Raw genomic sequence first — 19,757 nt, 5'->3', positions numbered from 1 at the left:
CTAATCTATCAAATTCAGAATCGTTTCATCTTTACTAATATCTAAACTTTATTTATAATAAATTTTCTAAAATATCTATAATATCTTCTTTACTTACAGGGCGTGGATTACTTTTTAACATTACTTTTTCTTCTAGAGCAAGTTCTGCAATCTCTTCTAGATTTTTAACTCCAAAATCACTTAAAGTACTATGGATCGAGATATCAGAAACCAAATTACGTACTTCTTCTATTGAGCGATGAGCTGCTTCCATTTCAGTCATTTGACTTGTATCTACACCCATTAAACGAGCGATATTGGCAAATTTAGCTGGATTAGAGATTAGATTAAAATTCATAACCTCAGCTAAAATCATAGAATTAACTAAGCCATGAGGTATTTTATATTTACCTCCTAAAGGATGAGCAATAGCATGAACTAATCCTAAACCACAATTACTAAAAGCTATTCCTCCAAAAAGACTAGCTAAAGACATTCCTGTCCGGGCATCCATATTATCAGGATTACCAACTGCTGGTCTTAAATTATCATTAACCATCTGAATTCCTTTAGTTGCAATCATTTCAAAAGGTAAAACTGCATCTTTAGAAGTATAAGCTTCTACACAATGACTTAAAGCATCCATTCCACCAATAGCAGTTAAACTTGCTGGTAAGGTTCTAGTTAATTCTGGATCCACAATACTTATTTCAGGAGCTAACTCATCTGAGGTAGCTGCAAATTTATGTTTGTTATGCGAATCAGTAATAACTATAGTCTTAGTTACTTCACTTCCAGAACCAGAAGTTGTGGGAACAGTAATTAAAAGACATTGGCGGCTAACTAATTCAGCCTCAGTATCCATTTTTTCGCTTTCTAAAGCTGATCTAATTGCTTTAGCACTATCAATTGGACTACCACCACCAACAGCTAAAATTGCATCAGCCTCTTCTTCAACTGCATATTTTACACCTGCACTAACAATTGCTAAAGTTGGATCAGGCTCTACTTGATCAAAAATACAATAATCTACTTGATCAGCTAAAACATCTGTGACCTTAGCTAAAATACCAGCTTGTTTAATTCCTTGATCAACTACAATCATTAATTTTTTTCTATTTTCTTTTTTTAAAATGGCAGGGATTTCTGTAATTTTATTTCTACCAAATTTAATTTTTGTCTTAATTTGAAATTCAAAGTTATAAGCGTTCATTTTTTTCTTCCTCCCCTACTTATAATAATGTTTTAAATAAATCCTTATCTGGAGAAGAAATCATTATCTTATTATACAGCATACCATTATTTTCATTTGCTGCTGCTCCAGCTTCTAATGCCTGTTCAACTGCACCAACATCACCACTAAAGGTTACATATGCTTTACCTCCAAGTCCAGTTGCTAATCTGACCTGCATTAAATTAATTTCTGCTGCTTTAACAGCTGCGTCGGCTCCAAAAATAGCACTGGCAACACTAAAATATTCTAAAACTCCGACTGCATTTACATCTCCGATCTCAGTTGTTCCATTCATTGCACTTAAGAGCTGATGATGAATTCTTGGTATCACCATATGATCTACTAAAAAAGGACCACTTCCTGCAACTCCACTCTCAACTGAAGCATTAACCGAACTAACACTACCTGAAATTAAAACAGTATATTTACCAGGACAGGTCGGTTGGGCCATAATAATTTCAATATCTGCTGCTTTTTTCATTATGTCTGCGACTTTAATTCCTTGACTTATAGAATTAAATTCGAGCAAGCCAATTGCTATAATCATGATACCACCTCATCCTTAGCTTTAAGTTTAATATATTGATCATTAACTTCTACTATTTGAGCATCTAAACTTGCATGAATATTAACACTTAAACTATCTGCCTTTGCTGCTGCCAAAAGCTCTCCTTTTTTAACAACTGCTCCTTTTTCTAAATTAAAAACAGCGGGCGCTCCAATATGTTGTTTTAAAGGAATCTTAACTTCTTTAACATCTACTTTTAAAGTTTCTGCTAAAGCTTGATGATCATATTTATCTAAATCTAACCTGGCTGTTTGTCTAGCAGTAGGAATTTTACGATAATCACGCATTGGATGAGCTTTTAATTGATCTTGACTGCTCTCAAATTTTTCTTTAATTTTATTTTTAAAATAAACATTAACTAAGCGTGGTGAAAGTCCCATTGGACAGGCATACAATTCGCAAATTCCACATTCACAGCAGATTTGAGCTTCTTTTAAAACTTCTGCATCTTCATTATAAGATAAGGCCCTCATAATCCGATGTGGTTCTAGCTCATGTCCAATTAAATAGCGAGGACAATATTCAGTACATAAACTACACTGAATACAGGCTGCCTTAGCTTTATTTTTAATATGCTCAATACTCTGCTTATTTCTTTCTATGACAAAATTATTCCGAGGCACTACAATTATTGCCCCATCAGTTTTAGTAATTACTGCCTGATCTATTTCAGAACCAACTAAATTAGTTCCCATCATTGGCCCTCCAACTATAACTGCATAATCATTAATTGTACTGCCACCAGCAGCTGCTATACAATCTTTAACTGAAGTTCCAAGTGGAACCTGAATAATTCTCGGATCATTTACTTCTCCTAAAACTGAAACATATTTATCAGTTACTGGCAAATCTTTAACTGCTCGATAACTATTATATAAAGTACCTACATTTGTCACTACTACTCCAACTTGTAGTGGAATTCCACCTTCAGGTACAATTCTTTCTGTAACCTCATAAACTAAAATTTGCTCATCACCAGCTGGATAATAACTATCCATTAAAAATAATTCTATGTTATTATAATTTTTTTCTGCAATTATTTTTTCAAGACAAGCAATTTCTTTAGTATATTTCTTTTTAGTAGCAAAAACTATTTTTTGAGCTCCAATGTTTTCAGCAATCATTACTATTGCTTCCAAAATTTCAGCTGCAAATTCTCGCATCAAAAATTTGTCTGTCTGTAATAATGGCTCACACTCAGCCCCATTGATGATTAGATATTCTGCTTCACAATCATATTTAATATGGGTTGGGAAGCCGGCACCACCGGCTCCCACAACACCAGCCTTAGCTATTTTTTCAATTATATTCATAAAAACTACTCCTTTTATGAAAACTAATTTATGTTTTCAGAAACTTCACTTTCACTTTCAGTCTCAATCTCTACTTCTACCTTATTGGCAATATAGAGAGCAAGCATTACAGCTGTAACACCAGCTACTAATTTACCAACTATCATTGGAAATATCATTTCTCTATTTACCCCAGCAGTAAAACCTAAGTGATCTCCGAAAACAAAGGCAGCACTTACAGCAAAAGCTACGTTTAATACTTTACCTTTATCTTCCATCTTATGCATAATTTTAAACATTGGAATATTATTTGCCATGGTTGCAATCATCCCAGCTGAACCATTTTCTTCCATACCAATTGCTTTACCAGCTTTAAGTAATGGCTTTTTAAATACTTTAGTGATAAAATGAACCATTGGGAAAGCTCCAGCTAACATAATAGCTATACTTCCTACAATTTCAATTCCATCCCAAACAGGTGCCATACCAGGGATAATAACAATCCCTGTTAAAGTTTCAGTAATAATAGCAGCTGTTCCAATAGTAATAACAATTACTACTCCTCTACCAAAATGAGTAAAACCTTTGATCATTTTTTCTGGCATTCTCCAGAGTCCAATTGCTATTAAAGCCGAAACTAAAATAATAGGCAATAAGTTACTAAGGATCATTGACATATTAAAACCAGCTACAAAACCACCAACTAAACAACCAATTGGAATAGTGATAATACCAGCTAAAACACCTTTAGCTAAAAACTGGTGATCTTCTTTATCAATAATTCCTAAAGCTACAGGAATTGTAAAAACAATTGTTGGACCAAGCATAGCCCCTAAAATCAGACCAGAAAATAAGCCAGCTTCTTGAGTCTGTGCTAACTCCATAGCCAGAGGATATCCACCCATATCATTACCAAGTAAAGAACCAGCAAACATAGCTGGATCAGCACCTAAAAATGAATAAAGAGGAACAACGATTGGTCTTAAAATATTAGCTAAAACTGGAGCTAGAGATACTACACCAACCACAGCTACTGCCAGAGGACCCATAGATTCTATACCTTCATCAAATTTAGCACCTAAACCATACTTATTCCCAATAATTTTGTCTAAGGCACCTAAGATCATGAACAATACCATAATATGGACAATAATTTCATTTATACTCATATTTTTTTCTCCTTTTTACTGTATTTTGTGATTTAAATTAATTTTAAAGTTATTCAGCACTTTCAGGGCTTTGAGGTAAAATTGCATCAAGTTCAGAATGTGGTCTTGGAATAACATGCACAGAAACTAACTCTCCAATATTAGCTGCTGCTGCTGCACCTGCATCTGTAGCTGCCTTCACTGCACCGACATCTCCTCGAACCATAACTGTTACATAACCACTACCAATTAATTCTTTACCAATTAAAGTAACATTTGCTGCTTTAACCATTGCATCTGCTGCTTCAATTGATGCTACCAAACCTCTTGTTTCTACTTTTCCTAACGCTTCTCTAGAAGCCATAATAAATTCCTCCTTAAACTATTTTAGCTAAAATGCTTTTTGTGATTTTTTCTTTTTTTTCTGCACTAAACTGCTCTGTAGTTAGTTCTTCAATGATTTTTATAATTTCTGCTTTTAATTCTTCTTTTTTAATGTATTTACATCTTAATTTTTTTTCACGAATTAAATCTTTAGCTCCTGGGGTAATTAAATCATCTGCGAAAATATAAATCAGTGATGACTCAGCTAAAGCTTTTTTATTTAAAGTTTTTTTAGTAGTTAAATTTTTTGCCACTTTTATCCCCTCACTTAATTTCATTCGGCTAAAGAAAATTTTTAGTCATCTTTAAATTCTGGACTAATCTCAACTTTGTCTATAATTCCAATAATTGAAGCATCAACTGGTAGATCTTCTTGACATAGACTACGACGTGCTGAACTACCATTAACAACTAAAACAGTTTCGCCAACTCCAGCTCCGATTTGATCAACAGCTACAAAAGTAGATTTGTTAATTTCACGGCTGCTGTGATCTAAAGGCTCAACGACCATAAACTTAAATCCATTTAAGTTTTCGTCTTTTCTAGTTGCCCAGACATTACCAATTACTTTACCAATAATCATTGTACACTACCTTCCTTCTATATATTCTATCTCAATTTTTTGATCTTTAATATAGTCTTTTGCCAGTGCGGTTACTATACTACTTTGGGAAATTTCAAATTTAGAATGATTTTTTTGATAGAGTTTTTGAATTATAGATAAGTCAATCAATTTTTTATCAAGTCTAAAATATTCGCTCTTTGTTTTAGTTTCTAAATGATTAGGAGTAGAATTTTTAGACTCTTTTTTAATTTCTAATTCAGCTGCTAATTGATTTAAGCCTAGAAAAACAAAGCCATAACTTTTTAATTTTTCCTCAGCTTTAATTAATTTATCATATAAGGCTTGAGGTACATTACCATGATAATTGCGGTAACTTAGACCCTCTTCAATTATATAAATATTTTTACCCTCAAACAGAAATTTAACTATAAATTCAAGTTGAGCCTCAACTTGAATTAATTCTGAAAGTTCAATTAAGCTTTTAAGATCCAGCTGGGTAATAATTAAATTTTCAACAGCTGCAAAATCAGTAATTTCATTTTCTGCTTTTAGTTCAATTAATTCATATTTTTCTCTAAGAGACTGAGCAAATTGAAAATCTGCTTTTTGACTTAATAAAATCTTTTCTTTCTCGAATTCATTTTTTGAGTTGTCAGATTGATCATTCAATTTTTTTAAAACTTCTTTCACAATAGTTTCAATAAATTCTTCTTTTTGCAAAGATAATCACCTCCGACTTTAAAATTAAAAACAGTTTAAGGCTATACCAAGTGGGGTCACTAAAAAGGGATTTTCTGGTTTAAAGCTTTTAATTGCTGTTTCTGACTCAATAGCCTTTTCTATACCCTCTAAACAGCTAGTACCTCCAACAAGATATAATTCTTCAACTTGATGCTCAGCTGCTTTATCTTTTACTATACTCCCAATTTTATTGAGCACTGGCAGCACAATAGAATAAACATCTGCTTGTTTTGCTGGATCTACTTTTAATTTATCTGCTTCTGCAAAATCAATTTTATAATTCCCAGCAATAGTTAAAGTTAAATGAGTCCCACCTGTTGCTTCATCAGCAGTTTTGACTAACTCACCATTTTCAAAAATGGAAATACCAGTTGTTCCTCCACCAATATCCACTACTGCTCCATTTTCTACATTTAAAACAGAATTAGCTGCTGAAGGTTCATCTAAAGTATTTAAAACTTCCATTCCTGTGGCCTCTACAACATGTTTATGTGTTTTACTATCAGCTTCAGATGTTTCGGATGGAACTGCAATAGCAGCTTGTTGAAGTTCTACTCCAAGTCTGTTTTCCAGTTTTTCTTTTAGTCTTCTGACTATAGTTATTGCTCCCATATAATCAACAACTAAACCATCTCTTACAACTTCTGCTGCTTCTAATTCACAAGCTAAAGGTTGATTGTCAGCATTTAAAACAACAATTCCAATATATGCTGTACCAAGGTCTACCCCTACTTTAAGTTCGGCACCATTTAATTTTTTCCCATCACAATTGAGGTTCTGATGTCGACTTGCTTCAACTTTTTTTACTAACTCATCTACTCTTTTTAAATCAATCATTAGCATGTTTTCCTGTTTTAATTACTTTACCACAATCACCTTTTTGTAATAAACAGGCATTAGCTTCATCATAATCTAAGTGCATATTCAATTTATAATTTTCATTTACCCTGACTAAAACATCTTTGAAAATTACAGGTCTGCTTGTTAATGCCTCAACATTAACAATTTCTCCATCTTCTACTTTTAGTTGAGCTGCATCTTCTGGAGTCATGTGAATATGCCTTTTAGCAATAATTGCACCTTCCTCAAGTTTAACTACATTTTGAGCAGATGCAATAAAAAGAGAGGCTGTATCTTCAGTATTACCAGACAATCTTAAAGGTGCTTTAACCCCTAGACCAACTGCATCAGTCTGAGAAAGCTCTACCTGTGTTGATTCTCTAGCTGGTCCTAAAACTGCAACATTTTCCACTACACTTTTGGGGCCAATTAAACGCAGTTTCTCTTCTGCCAAAAATTGACCTGGTTGAGAAAGTTCTCTGCGCGGAGTTAATTGATAGCCTTTACCAAATAATTTTTCAACATCTGCTTGACTTAAATGTATATGTCTACCTGAGGCCTCAATGGGAATTAAATTTTTCTGGTTGTCTTCACGCATTTTCAAAATCAAGTTTTTAATTTCTTTTCTTAATGCTTGTTCTTCCATCAAATCACCTCTTTTTTATATTTGCCAGCTTGATACTTACACATCATTACATAAAAAACACTACTCATCCTATTTAAAGCCTTAATAATATCTGGACGTTTAATTCCTTTTTCATCTCTAAAGGCTTTAATTGCCGCAATTTCTACCTCACGTACAGAACTACGCAAACTGTTTAATTTAATTAAAATTTTTCCTAGATCTGGACTGGGCAAAATATGTTTAACAGAAAAATATTTCTGTGGATTATGGGATCTTGCTCTTATTTCAGCTGCTGTAAGACCAATTATCGTTTCTAAATTAAATTCCTGATCTCTTACTTCAGCTGCTAAAATATTTCTCATAATCTCGAGGCTTTCTTCTAAGTCCTGATAAAGCCCAGGTATTTCTTCTGTTTCCACTACGAGCATCACTTCTAAAATTTGAGATTGGAAACTATCCAATTTACCTCGGTATTCAATAAGTGGATGATCTTTGTAAACTAATTTATTAGCAAATATCTGAGTCATAGCTTCCGGTTTTTCTTTAAAATAAGCTCCAGAATAATATGATTGATATTTAAAATCAGCTGATTTTTTATCAACTTTAGCTCTGCCTTTGCTAATTTGATCTGAATCATTTGCTTCAGTTTCAGATTGAGCTTTAGTTTTTGCTTGACTACTTTCTGCTTTTTTTTGTTTTTCACCAGGTAATTCTATTTTTTTATCTCTTAAATACTGGCGAGCAGAAGGTGTGATAATAGTGTTTTCTTTAATCTCTAAATTTTCTAAACCACTGTTTTTAGCTAGTTCTCTAAGTTTACTTTCGGTTATTAAATCCACAGTAAATCATTCCTTTTTTAATCCGGGCCAAACAAATTAATGCTGGCCCGGCTAAAGTATTATTTATTATTTTTGTGGTAAAATAATTTCAACTTCATTGTGTGGTCTTGGAATTACATGAACAGAAATTAATTCTCCAACTCTTTCTGCTGCTGCAGCACCAGCATCTGTTGCTGCTTTAACTGCACCAACATCACCTCTAACCATTACAGTTACAAGTCCGCCACCTACGTGCTCTTTACCGATTAAAGTAACATTAGCTGCTTTCACCATTGCGTCTGCTGCTTCTACTGATCCAACTAAACCTCTTGTTTCGATTAATCCTAATGCATTTGAATTTGCCATTATATATTCCTCCTAAGTTTATTTTTAATTTATTTTTGACTTATTTCTAAGTTAATACCTAATTATATTCAGCTTATTTCTGAGATAATTTTTCTAAGATCTTATCGATAATAATGTCTAATTCTTCTTCTCCACTATCTTTAAGAGTAGAATTAGAAGTTGCAGTTTGGGTTTGAGGTGTAGAAGTTTCTACATCTCTTACTCCATAAGCAATTCTTCTGCGATCAAATAAGTTAAGTGGTGTTATGTTATCAGAAGTTGCATTACCACCTTTAGATCCACAGCCTAAAGTAAATGATGGAGCTAAGTTAGTAGTTTTTCCTGTCGCTCCAAGAGCAGTAGGAGTATTAACTAACATTCTAGAAGTAGGTTTTTTAAGTGAAAAAGCTCTAATAACCTCTTCATTTTTACTGTGAATTCCTAATGAATGTCCAAGTCCACCATAATTTAGAATTTCCATTGATAAGTCACACGCTTCTTCCCAGTCTTCTACTGTATAGAAGCCTAAGAGAGGAGCTAATTTTTCTCTAGAAAATGGATGATCTTGACCAACACCATCAGTTTCGCTAATTAAAACACGGCAATTATGGGGAACCTTAATCCCTGCTAATTCAGCAATTTTTTTAGCTGACTTACCAACTATAGCTGGATTAAGCCCACCGTGCGTCAGTTGGATAGTTTTTTCCACTTTTTTGCTTTCATCTGCATCGAGAAAGTAAGCATTTTCTTTTTTAAATAGTTCAACTACCTCATCTTTAATGCAGCTTTCTACTACAACTGACTGCTCAGAAGCACAAATTGTTCCATTATCAAATGTTTTGCTCTGCATGATTCTCTGAACTGCTTTCTCTAAGTCAGCACTTCTTTCAATAAAGACTGGCACATTACCAGGACCTACACCTAAAGCAGGAGTTCCAGAGCTATAGGCGGCTTTTACCATTGCTGAACCACCAGTAGCTAAAATTAAGGAAACATCTTCATGACTCATTAATTCCCTTGTACCTTCTAGACTAACTATATCGATACAATTTATCAAACCTTCTGGAGCACCTAATTCTACTAATTTTTTATTTAAAACCTCTACACTTTTTTGAATACACTTTTGAGCAGAGGGATGAGGACTAAAAACAATGGAATTAGCTGCTTTTAAAGAAATTAAAGATTTATAAATAGTTGTTGAAGTTGGGTTAGTAGAAGGAACTAAAGCTGCAATTACTCCCATTGGACTTGCAATCTCAGTTATTTTATTTTCCTTATCATCCCTAACAACACCTACAGTTTTCATATCTTTAATATAATCCCACAGTTTAGTACTAGCCAGTAAATTTTTTTCTATTTTATCTTCTACTATACCCATTCCTGTTTCTTCAACTGCTAATTCAGCTAGTGGTTTTGCTTCTGCAGCTGCAGCCTTTGCTAATTCAGCCACTAGGTTATCTATTTCTGCTTGACTATATTCAGCCAATTTTTTTTGTGCCTTTTTTGCCTTTTGAACTAAATTCCTTGCCATCTGAATTGACTTTAAATCTCTATCCTCTAACACTAAATATCACTTCCTTTTCTTTTAGCATCTAATATTGCTTCAATTAATTCTTTTTTGCGGGCATATTTAATTTCTTTATTAGTTAGTTTAATATTTTTTATTTCTCTTGCCAAAGAACGAAGCTCAACTACCTTATGCTCTTTTAATTCTTTTTTATTCTGCTTAGATTCTAAACTAGAATCTTGCTGATCATTAGCTTTAGCTTTATTTTTACTTTTAACTTCAGTTTTATTCTTTGCTTCTAATTTTTTGTCAGTTTCAACTTCATTTTCGGCTTCAACTTCAGCTTGATCTGACTTTTCTACTTTTTGTTCTTCCTGCTCAGTTTCAGAGCCAGTTTTTGATTTAAAACTGTTATCTCCTAAAATAGAATCGAGCTCTGCTGCCGGACGTGGAATTACATGAGTTGAAATCAATTTTCCAACTCTGGGAACTGCTGCTTCTGCAGCATCAATTGCTGCTTTGACAGCACCAACATCTCCTATTATTTCAATTGTAACCAATCCACCTCTAACTTTTTTGCAGGCTGAAAGGCTAACATTAGCAGCTTTTAAGCAGACATCTGCAGCCTCTACTGAAGCTGTGTAACCATATGTTTCTATTAGTCCAAGTGCAGTATTGCTCATTTTAACCTCTCCTTATAATTAGTAACTTACTGGATTATCAGCAACAGATTTTACTGCTGCAGCAAATGCATCACAAGCTGCTTTACAGGCTGACTGACTTCCAGTTAGTAAACCTCCACCAAAGTTTGTTTCAGATGGGGGACCAAAGAAAGTTACCATTTCAACATTAGCTGCTTTTAAGGCAGCATCTAAAGCATAAATTGATTCAATCGGTGGTGCAATTAAATAAGCAATTGCCTGGCCTTCTGGAATTCCAGCAGTTTCTGATAAATAGGTACCAGTTCTAGAAACACAGTGATTATAATAGCAGATGCTTCCATCTTCATTAGCACTATAAAAGCAAGCATCATTTTCAATGAACTGAACAGCTGCATTTAAACCACTTTTCACTTCAGCAGGACTAGGACCAGCAAGAATTCCGATAAACTCACCTGCTAATTTTTGGCTTGCATTATCTGCCCCACCATAAAATGAGGTAGCATAAACAACATCTACCATTGCTTTTTTAGTTGCTTCATCAATAGCTGTATAACCAACATCATCAATATCACAGGTAATCATACCTACACTGCGCTGCTCATCATTTAACTTTAATTCTTTTTTTAAATCAGGACTAACATTAGGAATTAATTTAACACTTAAAACTTCTCCATATAAGGGATCATTTCTCATAACTAATTTTCCTCCTTTAATTAAATATCTAAATCAAGTCCACTTGCCTTTTGATCTAACATAGCTTTAATAACATCTGCAATATGTGCTCCTGCTTCAACTGCTGGAGTACCACCAGAGTGAATATTAGAAATAACTGTTCTATTTGCTTCTGGCATACCTACTTTTGCATCATAAGCCATATAACAGCTCATACTTTCGGCAGTTGCTAAACCAGGGCGCTCACCAATAAGAACACAACTTACTTCAGCATCTAAGCATTCTGAAATTGCATCCATAGTTGCTACTCTACCGTATTTAACAAAGAAAGGAGTTCCAATTTCTAAGTTATAACCTTCTAGACTCTGCTTAATTGCTGGGAAAACATCTCTTAAATTAGCTTCAATTGCTGTAGAACTTAAACCATCCGCTACATAAATTTGTACTTTAGGCTTGTCTTTACAATTTTCTTTAATCTTAGCTAAGTTTTCTTCATCAAATTGACGACCTAAATCAGGTCTAGTTAAAAACTCATCTTTATCCTGACACTTAGTCTGAACTCTAAATAAGTCCATTTCTTCGATGATTTCATCTGAAACATCAGTAAATACTGCATCCATTGCAGCTGCATGGTCAGATCTAAATCTTAATAATGTCTGAGTTTTGTAACGAGGTCCGGTTCTCCAAACACCAAGTCTAGCAGAGGTATTAGCTTTTAAATTTAAAATTGCTTTTTCATCTGCAGGGTTTGGTACTAAAAGTTCCTTCTTTAGATCTACTTCAGTAATATCAGCAATAACTCCACTTTCTACTTCAGTACTTGTACCTGAAACTGCTGATTGTACTTCGTTTTCTACTTTTTCAACTGTCTTAGGATTATCTGCTCCAACCTCTTTTAAAACTTCTTTAACAATATCTCTTAAATCTCTTTCAGATATCATTTACTTCACCTCTCCATTTTTCAAAAATATAGAAGCATCGCCAGCTTTATCTGTTAATTTACCATTTTTCATAATTCCCATCTTTTCTAACCAAGCTTCAAACTCAGGGATAGGTCTTAAGCCAACAGTTTCTCTAATTGCTTGCGCTTCATGGTAACCAGCAGACTGATAATTAAGCATAATATCGTCACCAACAGGTACTCCAATTAAATAGTTACAGCCAGCATTTGCTAAGAGTACACCTAATCTTTCTAAATCATTTTGATCTGCTTTCATGTGGTTTGTATAGCAAACATCTACACCCATTGAAATACCACTTAATTTACCCATAAAATGATCTTCTAAACCAGCTCTAATCATTTGTTTACCATCATATAAATATTCTGGTCCAATAAATCCTACTACTGTGTTAACAATAAATGGATCAAATCTTTTAGCAAGACCATAACATCTAGCTTCCATAGTTAACTGGTCTGCTCCAAAGTGAGCATCTGAGGAAAGTTCTGCTCCCTGACCTGTTTCAAAATACATTACATTAGGACCAGTTGCAGTACCTTCTTTTAAAGCAAGCTGTCTTGCTTCTTCAATTAAATCTGCAGTTACACCAAAAGCTTCATTTCCTTTTTCAGAACCAGCAATACTTTGGAAAATTAGATCAGCTGGTGCTCCAGCTTTAATTGCCTTCATCTGAGTTGTCATATGTGCTAAAACAGATATTTGGGTTGGAATTTCCCATTCTCTTTTAAATTCATCAAATTTATTTAAAATAGTAGTAACACTACTCTGACTATCATCAACAGGGTTTAAACCTAAAACTGCATCTCCTGCACCATAAGAAAAACCTTCCATCATTGAGGGAATAATTCCATCAATATTATCTGTTGGGTGATTAGGCTGTAATCTAAAAGATAAAGTTCCCGGCTTACCAATAGTAGTATTACAATGAGCTGTAACTACTATCTTCTTAGCACCATAAATTAAGTCAAGATCAGACATTAATTTTGTTACTGCTGATACTATCTCACTTGTTATACCACGACTGATTCTTCTAATATCACTTCCATTAACCTCATCACTTAAAATCCATTCTCTTAGTTCAGAGACAGTCCAATTTTTTATTTCACCATATATTCTTTCATTAACATCATCCTGAATGATTCTAGTTACTTCATCTTCTTCATAAGGAACAACAGGATTATTTCGAAGGTCTGCTAAGCTTAGATTTGCCAAAACTGTTTTAGCTGCAATTCTTTCAGTTACAGACTCAGCTGCTACACCTGCTAATTGATCTCCAGATTTTATTTCATTAGCTTTACCCAGCACCTCCTTTACACTATCAAACTGATAAACATCGCCAAATAATTTACATTTTAATTTCATATTCTCAAACACTCCTCATTTTATTATTTGCCAAAAATTAAAGTCTTAATTATTACTGGCACTACTTTTCCTTTAGCCAAGGGTTTACCAATATCAATATAATCGCCATTATTTACTTTAATCCCATCTAAAGAGATAACATCTTCTTTTTGACCCAAAAGACGATTAATTGTCTGCCCTAAAACTTTAGCAGCATCATTTTCTAAAATTATAATTAAAGGAAGTCTATTTGAAATAATAGTATCCATTCCACTAACTATAATTTTGGCTAATTCGGTAATTTCTTTAAAAGAAAAATTGCTTTTTCCTTTTAAAGCTAGAGCAACTGGCTGTAGTTCTGCTTCTAAATCAAACCAATCAAGTTTTTTCTTGATTATTTCAACTAAATCAGCTGGCTTATTTGCTTCTTCTTTAGCTGTGATTTTCAAGATCGGAACATTCTTAAGCGGAAACACATCTCCATTATAAGTAATAGTACTACCGCTAATATCAGTAGTATGACTCCCAGCTCCTACTACTGTAGCTCTAATTGTCTCTTCTGCTTTTACTATTTTATAATCTTGGTAAAGTGGAGAGTGAGTTATTTGTTGGGCCAAAAGTATACCAATATCATTAAAAGCAAAGATGTTTTCTTCTGGCTCAATTTCTTGGCCTATATAATCAGCTACTCCTCCAGAAAATGAGATATAATCGGGCTCAATTTTCTGGCTTAAACCGTGATTAGTTATTAAGTACTGATAAAGATCACTTTTTTCTTCTGCAGCAACTGTTTCGACTAAGATTGCTGCCATTTTTTCGGTTATCTTCTTCAGCTCAGACTGTTTTAATTGAGTATTTTCTTTAATTTTAATCCCAATTTCAGCAGCTAACTTTTTGATTTTTTCGGCTACATAAATTATTTGATTATCTTGATCAAATTTAATTAAACGACCACCAATATCTAAACAAGTTGTATCAATAATCTCACCTGAATCAAAAACGGCTATGTTTGTAGTACCACCTCCTATATCAAAATTAATAACTATTCTATTTTCTTTTTTTGATAACTGGGCTGCTCCTGCTCCTTTACCAGCAATAATAGATTCTAAATCTGGACCAGCAGTTGCTACCACAAAGTCTCCTGCTAAATCACTAAGCTGCTCAGAAATCAAGCTAGCATTCTTTTTTCGAGCTGTTTCACCAGTTATAATGACAGCTCCAGTACTAACTTTTTCTTTATCAACTCCGGCCTCTTTAAATTCTTTTTCCACAATTTCTTTTATCTTTTCACCATTGATTTCAGTTTGAGAAATTAAAGGGGTAAAATAAATATCACTTTTATAAATAACTTTTTTATCAATAATATTAATTCTAGGGACGGTAAATCCTGAAGCCATATTTTCTAAAGTTATTTCACTAAATATAACTTGAGTTGTTGAGGTACCAATATCAATGCCAACACTTAAAATTTTATCCAAGTTCTCACCTCCAAATTTAACTAGGGTTTTAACTTTTTTTATAAAAAATAGGCCAGCTTAGGATAACATCTAAACATAGTTATCCCTAAACTGGCCCCATTGCCTTTGCAAAACACTTCATCGTGTTTTGTCATTATTTATTTGTTAATTTTATAATTTAAATTAAATTCCATTTTTAAAATCAAAAACAATTTTAGTGCCTTGTTGACTAGATTCCAAATCTAAATGCCCATCTAATTTATCAGCAACAATTGTTTTAACAATTTTAAAACCTAAACGATTTTTTTTGATTTTTTGAATATCGAAACCTATACCATTATCAATAATTGAAATATTAGAATAATTGTTACCATGATAAATTTTAACTTTAATTAAGCCATTTTCCTGTTTTTCAAAAGCATGTTTTAAAGAATTTTGCAAAAGCTCATTGACTACTAAAGCAATTGAAGTTGCTTTTTCAGAATCAACAATAAAATTATCTCCTAATAATTTAATCCTAATATTTTTCTGTTCATTCAAAAAATAAGCAGATGTGTTTTCAATAATTTTATTTAAAATACTTTTAATACACACTTCATTTATTTCATTTTGAGATAGTATATCATGAGTAACTGCAATACTTAAAATTCGATTAATACTTACGATTAAAGCCTGTCGACCTTCTTCATTATCCACTCGACGTGCTTGTAAACGAAGCAGACTAGCTATCATCTGCAAATTATTTTTTACTCGATGATGAATTTCTTCTAAAGCTACTGATTTTAAAACTAATTTTTTTTCTTTTTTCTTAACCTCAGTAATATCCTTAATCAACATTACCAAACCAGCAATTTGCTTTTCACCATACATCATAGAATAATTAACTTTTAAAATCATATTACTTAAACTAACCTCAAACGTTTCGGTTGAATTTACCTCAATTGCTAACTCTCTAAACTGCTTTTTGCCAAGAGTTATATTATTAAAGTGCATTCCTTTAATCTTATCTTTATAACCGAGATCAGAATATAATTTTTGGGCAACTGTATTGGCATATTTAGCATAACCTTGATTATTAAAAATAATAATTGCATCATTAATATAATTAGCAATCACATCTTCAGATTCATCTAGTGAGAGCAAATCTGAAAGCTGTTCTGTTGTTTCGGTTAAAATTTCCATCTGCTTATTCTTTTTAATATCAGCTGTAATATCGCGCTCCATAATTAAAACTGCTATTATCTTACCTGCTTCATTTTTTATTGGTTCTACATTTTGCTTTACTTTTTTATTTTCCTGAGTCAAAGCTTTTAAATCTCTAGTAGCGACTCCTGTTTCCATTGTTCTAACAGCAGCTGGCTCGTTAGTTCTAATTGCTAATTCACCAACAACAGATCCCTTATAATTCGAAATAGTTTTTGCTCCCCGTGGTTTTGCCTCAGCTACAACTAGGATAGCATCAGGATCATCAATTGGACAATCAATAAAAACATCAGCTTTAACTAAATTAGCAATTCTCGGTAATTGCTCAGCCAATTTTTCTAACTGTTCAATATCTTGTTCACTAAGCCGAGTCTGCTCTTGACAAAGCTTTCTTAGCATATTATTCACCCATGCAATTACTATTTATAATAATCACATGCGCTATCTCCTTCATTGAACAGCGTTTATCCATACTTAATTTTCTGATTTTATTATATGCTTCTTCTTCTGAGAGGCCATCAGAATCCATTAAAATTCCTTTGGCCCTGCTGATCAATTTTCTTTTTTCTAATTTACTTTTTAAAACTTTTATATTCTCTTTAATATCGACCATTTCTTCGCCTTTAGCAATGGCAAGTTCTATTACAGGTAATAAACTTGCTTTGTCTACAGGCTTAACTAAATAACCCATTATACCTACCTCTTTTGCCTGACTGATAAAATCTTTGTTACTATAGGCAGTTAAAAAAACTATTGTTTCAGCTAATTCCTCTTCTTTAATAATTCTAGCTGCCTTGATCCCATTTAAAAGTGGCATTTTAATGTCAAGTAGAGCAAGATCAGGTTTGTGCTGACGACAAGCTTCAATAGCATCAAAACCATCTGAGACTTCAGCTACCACATTGTAACCTTCCTCAGTCAAAATCTCTGAGATATCCATGATAGTAATAGGTTCATCATCGGCTATTACTATTTTCTTTCCCATAGTCTTCCCCTTTCTCACCTAAATCATTTTATTTTTAAATATTTTTTTAATTCTGCTAAACCTTTTTTAGTGATAGAGCTAATTTCAAAAATTTTATTAACTCCTGCTCGCTGCAGAATTTTTTCTGCTTCTTCGATTTTGGCAGAATCCTTATCTATTTTAGTTATTACACCCAAAATATTTTGATTGAAAGTTTTAGCAAAATTCGGCGGGAAAACACTATCTTGATCAGTAGCTGACTGCACCAAAACCATGTTTTCACATTGATCTACTGAAGAAATAATAGCATTATAATAACGCCTACTTTCGATATATTCACCAGGTGTATCAATAAATTCTGGATAATATTCCATTGCTTGTGTCTTATTATACCTTATTTTTTCCGAACTTAAAAGCTGAATTAAGGTAGTTTTACCACTACCACTTTTTCCAATTAACATTGCTTTTTTCATTTAAGTGCTCACCTATTGTTATGTTCGAGTAATTTTAGCTGGAGTAAAGTCTAAGATATTCTGTAAAATATTCATAATTTCTTTAACTGATGATTCCACACTTGCTACATCTCCAGTAATTACTAAAGAACCACTGAAACGATCTATAAAACCTATTTCAATGCCAGCTGCCTTTGTGGCAACATCAGCTGCAATAATTGAAGCTTCACTGGGAGTAATAGTTAAAATTCCGATTGCATCATTTACCTGATCAACCAGTCCTAATTTTTGATAAATTCCCTCTTGCGGATTAGCAATTATATGTGCTAAAGTCACCTGTTTTCCAGGTACAAATTCTTGAATTATCCTTTGTTTTTCTACAACTTCTTCTTTTTCTCCCATAAGAACCCTCCATTTTGAAACTTTTTTCTCAAAAAATAGTAAAAGCCTGTATAAAAAGGACATAAATATCCCTTTTCTACAAGCTTCTTTGCTTATTAGTTTTGATTACACTCCATTGTGCAATCACTTATTAATTTTTCTTAAAAAAATTGTATCACAAGTAACAAATAAAAGCAAGAGCAAAAAATAATCTTCTGAATAACAAAATAATCTCTGCTATAAAAATGATAAGTTACGTTTATCTATATTAGAACATTAGAACAATTAGCTCTAATACTCCAACTTAAATTCTTTCTGTTTAAAATATTAGAGCTAAGCTCTTGCACAATAGCATAACTATTTCATTTGGATTAAGTAATCTATTTAAAAATAATTTATATCTTTTTGTTCTTCTAATCTGTCTGTTGCAGGTGGTGGAGTAATAGACAGTTCTGTTATTTCATTTCTCCATTGCTCAGTCATTTCTATATCAAGTGCTCCGAGAGATCCTTCTAATTGTTCTAAATTGCGGGCTCCTATAATCGGAGCAGTAATAACCGGATTAGACATCACCCAGGCTATTGCTAAAGAAGCTGGCACAACACCTTTCTCTTCAGCATGATTGCTGAAATCTTCCGCAATTTGATAATATTCTTTTAACCCATAGCGGGCTGCATAATCTTCTCTTTCTACTAATCTTCCTTTATCTGGTCTCTTAGCTTTACCATATTTGCCGGTTAAAAGTCCGCCACCTAAAGGACTGTAAGAAACAACTCCTAAATTTTCTGCCTCAGCCATTGGTAATATTTCAACTTCTGCCTGCCTTTTAGCAAGATTATACATTGGCTGTACACATTCAAAACGAGCCAAACTTTCCCTTCGAGAAACTCCCAAAGATTTTTCTATCTGCCAGGCTGCCCAGTTGCTGACTGCTGGATATAGTATCTTACCTTCTTTAACTAAATCATCCATTGTTCTTAAAGTATGAATCATATCTGTTTTAGAATCAAAACTATGTACAAAATAAAAATCTATCCGATCAGTCTGTAATCTTTTTAAACTTTTTTCTACGCCTAATTTAATATGACGTCGAGAAAGTCCTTTTGCATTAACATCTGAAGCAGTTTTTCCAAAAATTTTAGAAGTGATAACTAATTCATCTCTACAATTATTTTCCCTCATAAATTTACCTAATAATTCTTCAGAGCGCCCCTCATTATAAACATCTGCTGAATCAAAAAAGTTAATTCCTCGCTCAAGTGCGGCTTTAAACATTTTACGAGACATTTTTTCATCAGCAATTCCACCAAAAGGCATTGTTCCAAAACAAAGTGGAGAAACCTGGACCCCTGTTTTACCAATAGTACTATATTCCATTATTTACCCCTCCCAATTTACTAATTACTATTACCATTATATTCAATTTGATCTTTGATTACAAATTATTCTCTTTTTAATTTTTTAATAATTATTTTTTAATTACTTCATTTGATTTTCTAACTTTTTATACTTTATATTATTTTAATAACTCAAACTTCGCACTTGTAAAAGTGCTTTTGCACCTTGAAATTTCAATATTATTTAGCAAAAAAATAGCATGAAACCCCCGTTTCTGGTATA

23 protein-coding genes are annotated in these 19,757 nt (G+C 33.0%); all 23 read right to left on the bottom strand.

Going from position 1 to position 19,757, the window contains the following annotated elements; all coding sequences use genetic code 11:
* Nucleotides 1-52 precede the first annotated feature (52 nt).
* Nucleotides 53-1,192, bottom strand: a complete 1,140-nt coding sequence (locus C7954_RS11320) for an iron-containing alcohol dehydrogenase (RefSeq protein WP_073160711.1) — start codon at nucleotides 1,190-1,192, stop codon at nucleotides 53-55.
* Nucleotides 1,193-1,211: 19 nt separating this feature from the next.
* Complete coding sequence (locus C7954_RS11315) at nucleotides 1,212-1,760, bottom strand: BMC domain-containing protein (protein WP_073160709.1); 549 nt, start codon at nucleotides 1,758-1,760, stop codon at nucleotides 1,212-1,214.
* Complete coding sequence (locus C7954_RS11310) at nucleotides 1,757-3,094, bottom strand: 4Fe-4S dicluster domain-containing protein (protein ID WP_073160707.1); 1,338 nt, start codon at nucleotides 3,092-3,094, stop codon at nucleotides 1,757-1,759. Before C7954_RS11310 ends, C7954_RS11315 begins: the two co-directional genes overlap by 4 nt.
* 23 nt (nucleotides 3,095-3,117) lie before the next feature.
* On the bottom strand, nucleotides 3,118-4,242 hold the full coding sequence (gene eutH, locus C7954_RS11305; protein WP_134060035.1) for an ethanolamine utilization protein EutH: 1,125 nt from the start codon (nucleotides 4,240-4,242) through the stop codon (nucleotides 3,118-3,120).
* A gap of 49 nt (nucleotides 4,243-4,291) precedes the next feature.
* Nucleotides 4,292-4,585, bottom strand: coding sequence for a BMC domain-containing protein (locus C7954_RS11300; protein ID WP_073159476.1), 294 nt, complete (start codon nucleotides 4,583-4,585; stop codon nucleotides 4,292-4,294).
* Between the two features lie 13 nt (nucleotides 4,586-4,598).
* A complete protein-coding gene (locus C7954_RS11295) occupies nucleotides 4,599-4,859 on the bottom strand; it encodes a hypothetical protein (RefSeq protein WP_073159474.1) in 261 nt (86 codons plus the stop codon).
* Nucleotides 4,860-4,900: 41 nt separating this feature from the next.
* Complete coding sequence (locus C7954_RS11290; RefSeq protein ID WP_073159472.1) at nucleotides 4,901-5,188, bottom strand: EutN/CcmL family microcompartment protein; 288 nt, start codon at nucleotides 5,186-5,188, stop codon at nucleotides 4,901-4,903.
* A gap of 6 nt (nucleotides 5,189-5,194) precedes the next feature.
* Entirely contained in the window at nucleotides 5,195-5,890 is a 696-nt protein-coding gene (locus tag C7954_RS11285; RefSeq protein ID WP_134060033.1) for a hypothetical protein, read from the bottom strand.
* A 24-nt stretch (nucleotides 5,891-5,914) separates the two neighbouring features.
* Nucleotides 5,915-6,748, bottom strand: coding sequence for an ethanolamine utilization protein EutJ (gene eutJ / locus C7954_RS11280; protein WP_073159468.1), 834 nt, complete (start codon nucleotides 6,746-6,748; stop codon nucleotides 5,915-5,917).
* A complete protein-coding gene (gene pduL, locus C7954_RS11275) occupies nucleotides 6,741-7,397 on the bottom strand; it encodes a phosphate propanoyltransferase (protein ID WP_073159466.1) in 657 nt (218 codons plus the stop codon). Before pduL ends, eutJ begins: the two co-directional genes overlap by 8 nt.
* Nucleotides 7,397-8,215, bottom strand: a complete 819-nt coding sequence (locus C7954_RS11270; RefSeq protein WP_073159464.1) for a hypothetical protein — start codon at nucleotides 8,213-8,215, stop codon at nucleotides 7,397-7,399. The genes pduL and C7954_RS11270 overlap by 1 nt, the downstream gene beginning before the upstream one ends.
* 66 nt (nucleotides 8,216-8,281) lie before the next feature.
* Nucleotides 8,282-8,560: a BMC domain-containing protein gene (locus C7954_RS11265; RefSeq protein ID WP_014552472.1), complete on the bottom strand. Its 279-nt coding sequence runs from the start codon at nucleotides 8,558-8,560 to the stop codon at nucleotides 8,282-8,284.
* A 73-nt stretch (nucleotides 8,561-8,633) separates the two neighbouring features.
* Nucleotides 8,634-10,103 carry an acetaldehyde dehydrogenase (acetylating) gene (locus C7954_RS11260; RefSeq protein WP_134060031.1) on the bottom strand — a complete coding sequence of 490 codons (1,470 nt, stop codon included), beginning with the start codon at nucleotides 10,101-10,103 and terminating at the stop codon, nucleotides 8,634-8,636.
* Nucleotides 10,103-10,729: a BMC domain-containing protein gene (locus C7954_RS14120; RefSeq protein WP_073159462.1), complete on the bottom strand. Its 627-nt coding sequence runs from the start codon at nucleotides 10,727-10,729 to the stop codon at nucleotides 10,103-10,105. Before C7954_RS14120 ends, C7954_RS11260 begins: the two co-directional genes overlap by 1 nt.
* Nucleotides 10,730-10,747: 18 nt before the next feature.
* Nucleotides 10,748-11,401: an ethanolamine utilization microcompartment protein EutL gene (gene eutL, locus C7954_RS11250; RefSeq protein WP_073159460.1), complete on the bottom strand. Its 654-nt coding sequence runs from the start codon at nucleotides 11,399-11,401 to the stop codon at nucleotides 10,748-10,750.
* Nucleotides 11,402-11,421: 20 nt separating this feature from the next.
* Nucleotides 11,422-12,321 (bottom strand): ethanolamine ammonia-lyase subunit EutC, encoded by a 900-nt coding sequence (gene eutC / locus C7954_RS11245; protein ID WP_134060029.1) that lies wholly within the window; start codon nucleotides 12,319-12,321, stop codon nucleotides 11,422-11,424.
* Nucleotides 12,322-13,701, bottom strand: a complete 1,380-nt coding sequence (locus C7954_RS11240) for an ethanolamine ammonia-lyase subunit EutB (protein ID WP_073159456.1) — start codon at nucleotides 13,699-13,701, stop codon at nucleotides 12,322-12,324. It abuts the gene before it with no gap.
* A gap of 23 nt (nucleotides 13,702-13,724) precedes the next feature.
* Nucleotides 13,725-15,158: an ethanolamine ammonia-lyase reactivating factor EutA gene (gene eutA, locus C7954_RS11235; protein WP_073159454.1), complete on the bottom strand. Its 1,434-nt coding sequence runs from the start codon at nucleotides 15,156-15,158 to the stop codon at nucleotides 13,725-13,727.
* A gap of 162 nt (nucleotides 15,159-15,320) precedes the next feature.
* The gene (locus tag C7954_RS11230) at nucleotides 15,321-16,739 is read right to left on the bottom strand and encodes a sensor histidine kinase (RefSeq protein ID WP_134060027.1); all 1,419 of its coding nucleotides are present in this window, start codon (nucleotides 16,737-16,739) and stop codon (nucleotides 15,321-15,323) included.
* A 1-nt stretch (nucleotide 16,740) separates the two neighbouring features.
* On the bottom strand, nucleotides 16,741-17,325 hold the full coding sequence (locus tag C7954_RS11225) for an ANTAR domain-containing response regulator (protein ID WP_134060025.1): 585 nt from the start codon (nucleotides 17,323-17,325) through the stop codon (nucleotides 16,741-16,743).
* A 23-nt stretch (nucleotides 17,326-17,348) separates the two neighbouring features.
* A complete protein-coding gene (locus C7954_RS11220) occupies nucleotides 17,349-17,777 on the bottom strand; it encodes a EutP/PduV family microcompartment system protein (RefSeq protein WP_073159448.1) in 429 nt (142 codons plus the stop codon).
* A gap of 18 nt (nucleotides 17,778-17,795) precedes the next feature.
* Nucleotides 17,796-18,158, bottom strand: a complete 363-nt coding sequence (locus tag C7954_RS11215) for a BMC domain-containing protein (RefSeq protein ID WP_014552462.1) — start codon at nucleotides 18,156-18,158, stop codon at nucleotides 17,796-17,798.
* A 363-nt stretch (nucleotides 18,159-18,521) separates the two neighbouring features.
* Nucleotides 18,522-19,514, bottom strand: coding sequence for an aldo/keto reductase (locus C7954_RS11210; RefSeq protein ID WP_073159446.1), 993 nt, complete (start codon nucleotides 19,512-19,514; stop codon nucleotides 18,522-18,524).
* Nucleotides 19,515-19,757: the final 243 nt, after the last annotated feature.

It is taken from the genome of Halanaerobium congolense (assembly GCF_004366375.1).
GTDB classification, from domain to species: Bacteria; Bacillota; Halanaerobiia; order Halanaerobiales; family Halanaerobiaceae; genus Halanaerobium; species Halanaerobium congolense.
Note: the sequence above shows the minus strand (reverse complement) of the source record. Positions and strands in the feature narration are given on the sequence as shown.

What these genes read in the sequence shown, in the direction of transcription:
- C7954_RS11210 (WP_073159446.1), bottom strand. Translation starts at nt 19,514, where the DNA reads ATGGAATATAGTACTATTGGTAAAACAGGGGTCCAGGTTTCTCCACTT.
- C7954_RS11230 (WP_134060027.1), bottom strand. Translation starts at nt 16,739, where the DNA reads ATGCTAAGAAAGCTTTGTCAAGAGCAGACTCGGCTTAGTGAACAAGAT.
- C7954_RS11300 (WP_073159476.1), bottom strand. Translation starts at nt 4,585, where the DNA reads ATGGCTTCTAGAGAAGCGTTAGGAAAAGTAGAAACAAGAGGTTTGGTA.
- C7954_RS11225 (WP_134060025.1), bottom strand. Translation starts at nt 17,325, where the DNA reads ATGGGAAAGAAAATAGTAATAGCCGATGATGAACCTATTACTATCATG.
- C7954_RS11290 (WP_073159472.1), bottom strand. Translation starts at nt 5,188, where the DNA reads ATGATTATTGGTAAAGTAATTGGTAATGTCTGGGCAACTAGAAAAGAC.
- C7954_RS11310 (WP_073160707.1), bottom strand. Translation starts at nt 3,094, where the DNA reads ATGAATATAATTGAAAAAATAGCTAAGGCTGGTGTTGTGGGAGCCGGT.
- C7954_RS11320 (WP_073160711.1), bottom strand. Translation starts at nt 1,192, where the DNA reads ATGAACGCTTATAACTTTGAATTTCAAATTAAGACAAAAATTAAATTT.
- C7954_RS11315 (WP_073160709.1), bottom strand. Translation starts at nt 1,760, where the DNA reads ATGATTATAGCAATTGGCTTGCTCGAATTTAATTCTATAAGTCAAGGA.
- C7954_RS11265 (WP_014552472.1), bottom strand. Translation starts at nt 8,560, where the DNA reads ATGGCAAATTCAAATGCATTAGGATTAATCGAAACAAGAGGTTTAGTT.
- C7954_RS14120 (WP_073159462.1), bottom strand. Translation starts at nt 10,729, where the DNA reads ATGAGCAATACTGCACTTGGACTAATAGAAACATATGGTTACACAGCT.
- eutC (WP_134060029.1), bottom strand. Translation starts at nt 12,321, where the DNA reads ATGATATCTGAAAGAGATTTAAGAGATATTGTTAAAGAAGTTTTAAAA.
- eutL (WP_073159460.1), bottom strand. Translation starts at nt 11,401, where the DNA reads ATGAGAAATGATCCCTTATATGGAGAAGTTTTAAGTGTTAAATTAATT.
- eutH (WP_134060035.1), bottom strand. Translation starts at nt 4,242, where the DNA reads ATGAGTATAAATGAAATTATTGTCCATATTATGGTATTGTTCATGATC.
- eutJ (WP_073159468.1), bottom strand. Translation starts at nt 6,748, where the DNA reads ATGATTGATTTAAAAAGAGTAGATGAGTTAGTAAAAAAAGTTGAAGCA.
- C7954_RS11215 (WP_014552462.1), bottom strand. Translation starts at nt 18,158, where the DNA reads ATGGGAGAAAAAGAAGAAGTTGTAGAAAAACAAAGGATAATTCAAGAA.
- pduL (WP_073159466.1), bottom strand. Translation starts at nt 7,397, where the DNA reads ATGGAAGAACAAGCATTAAGAAAAGAAATTAAAAACTTGATTTTGAAA.
- C7954_RS11220 (WP_073159448.1), bottom strand. Translation starts at nt 17,777, where the DNA reads ATGAAAAAAGCAATGTTAATTGGAAAAAGTGGTAGTGGTAAAACTACC.
- C7954_RS11240 (WP_073159456.1), bottom strand. Translation starts at nt 13,701, where the DNA reads ATGAAATTAAAATGTAAATTATTTGGCGATGTTTATCAGTTTGATAGT.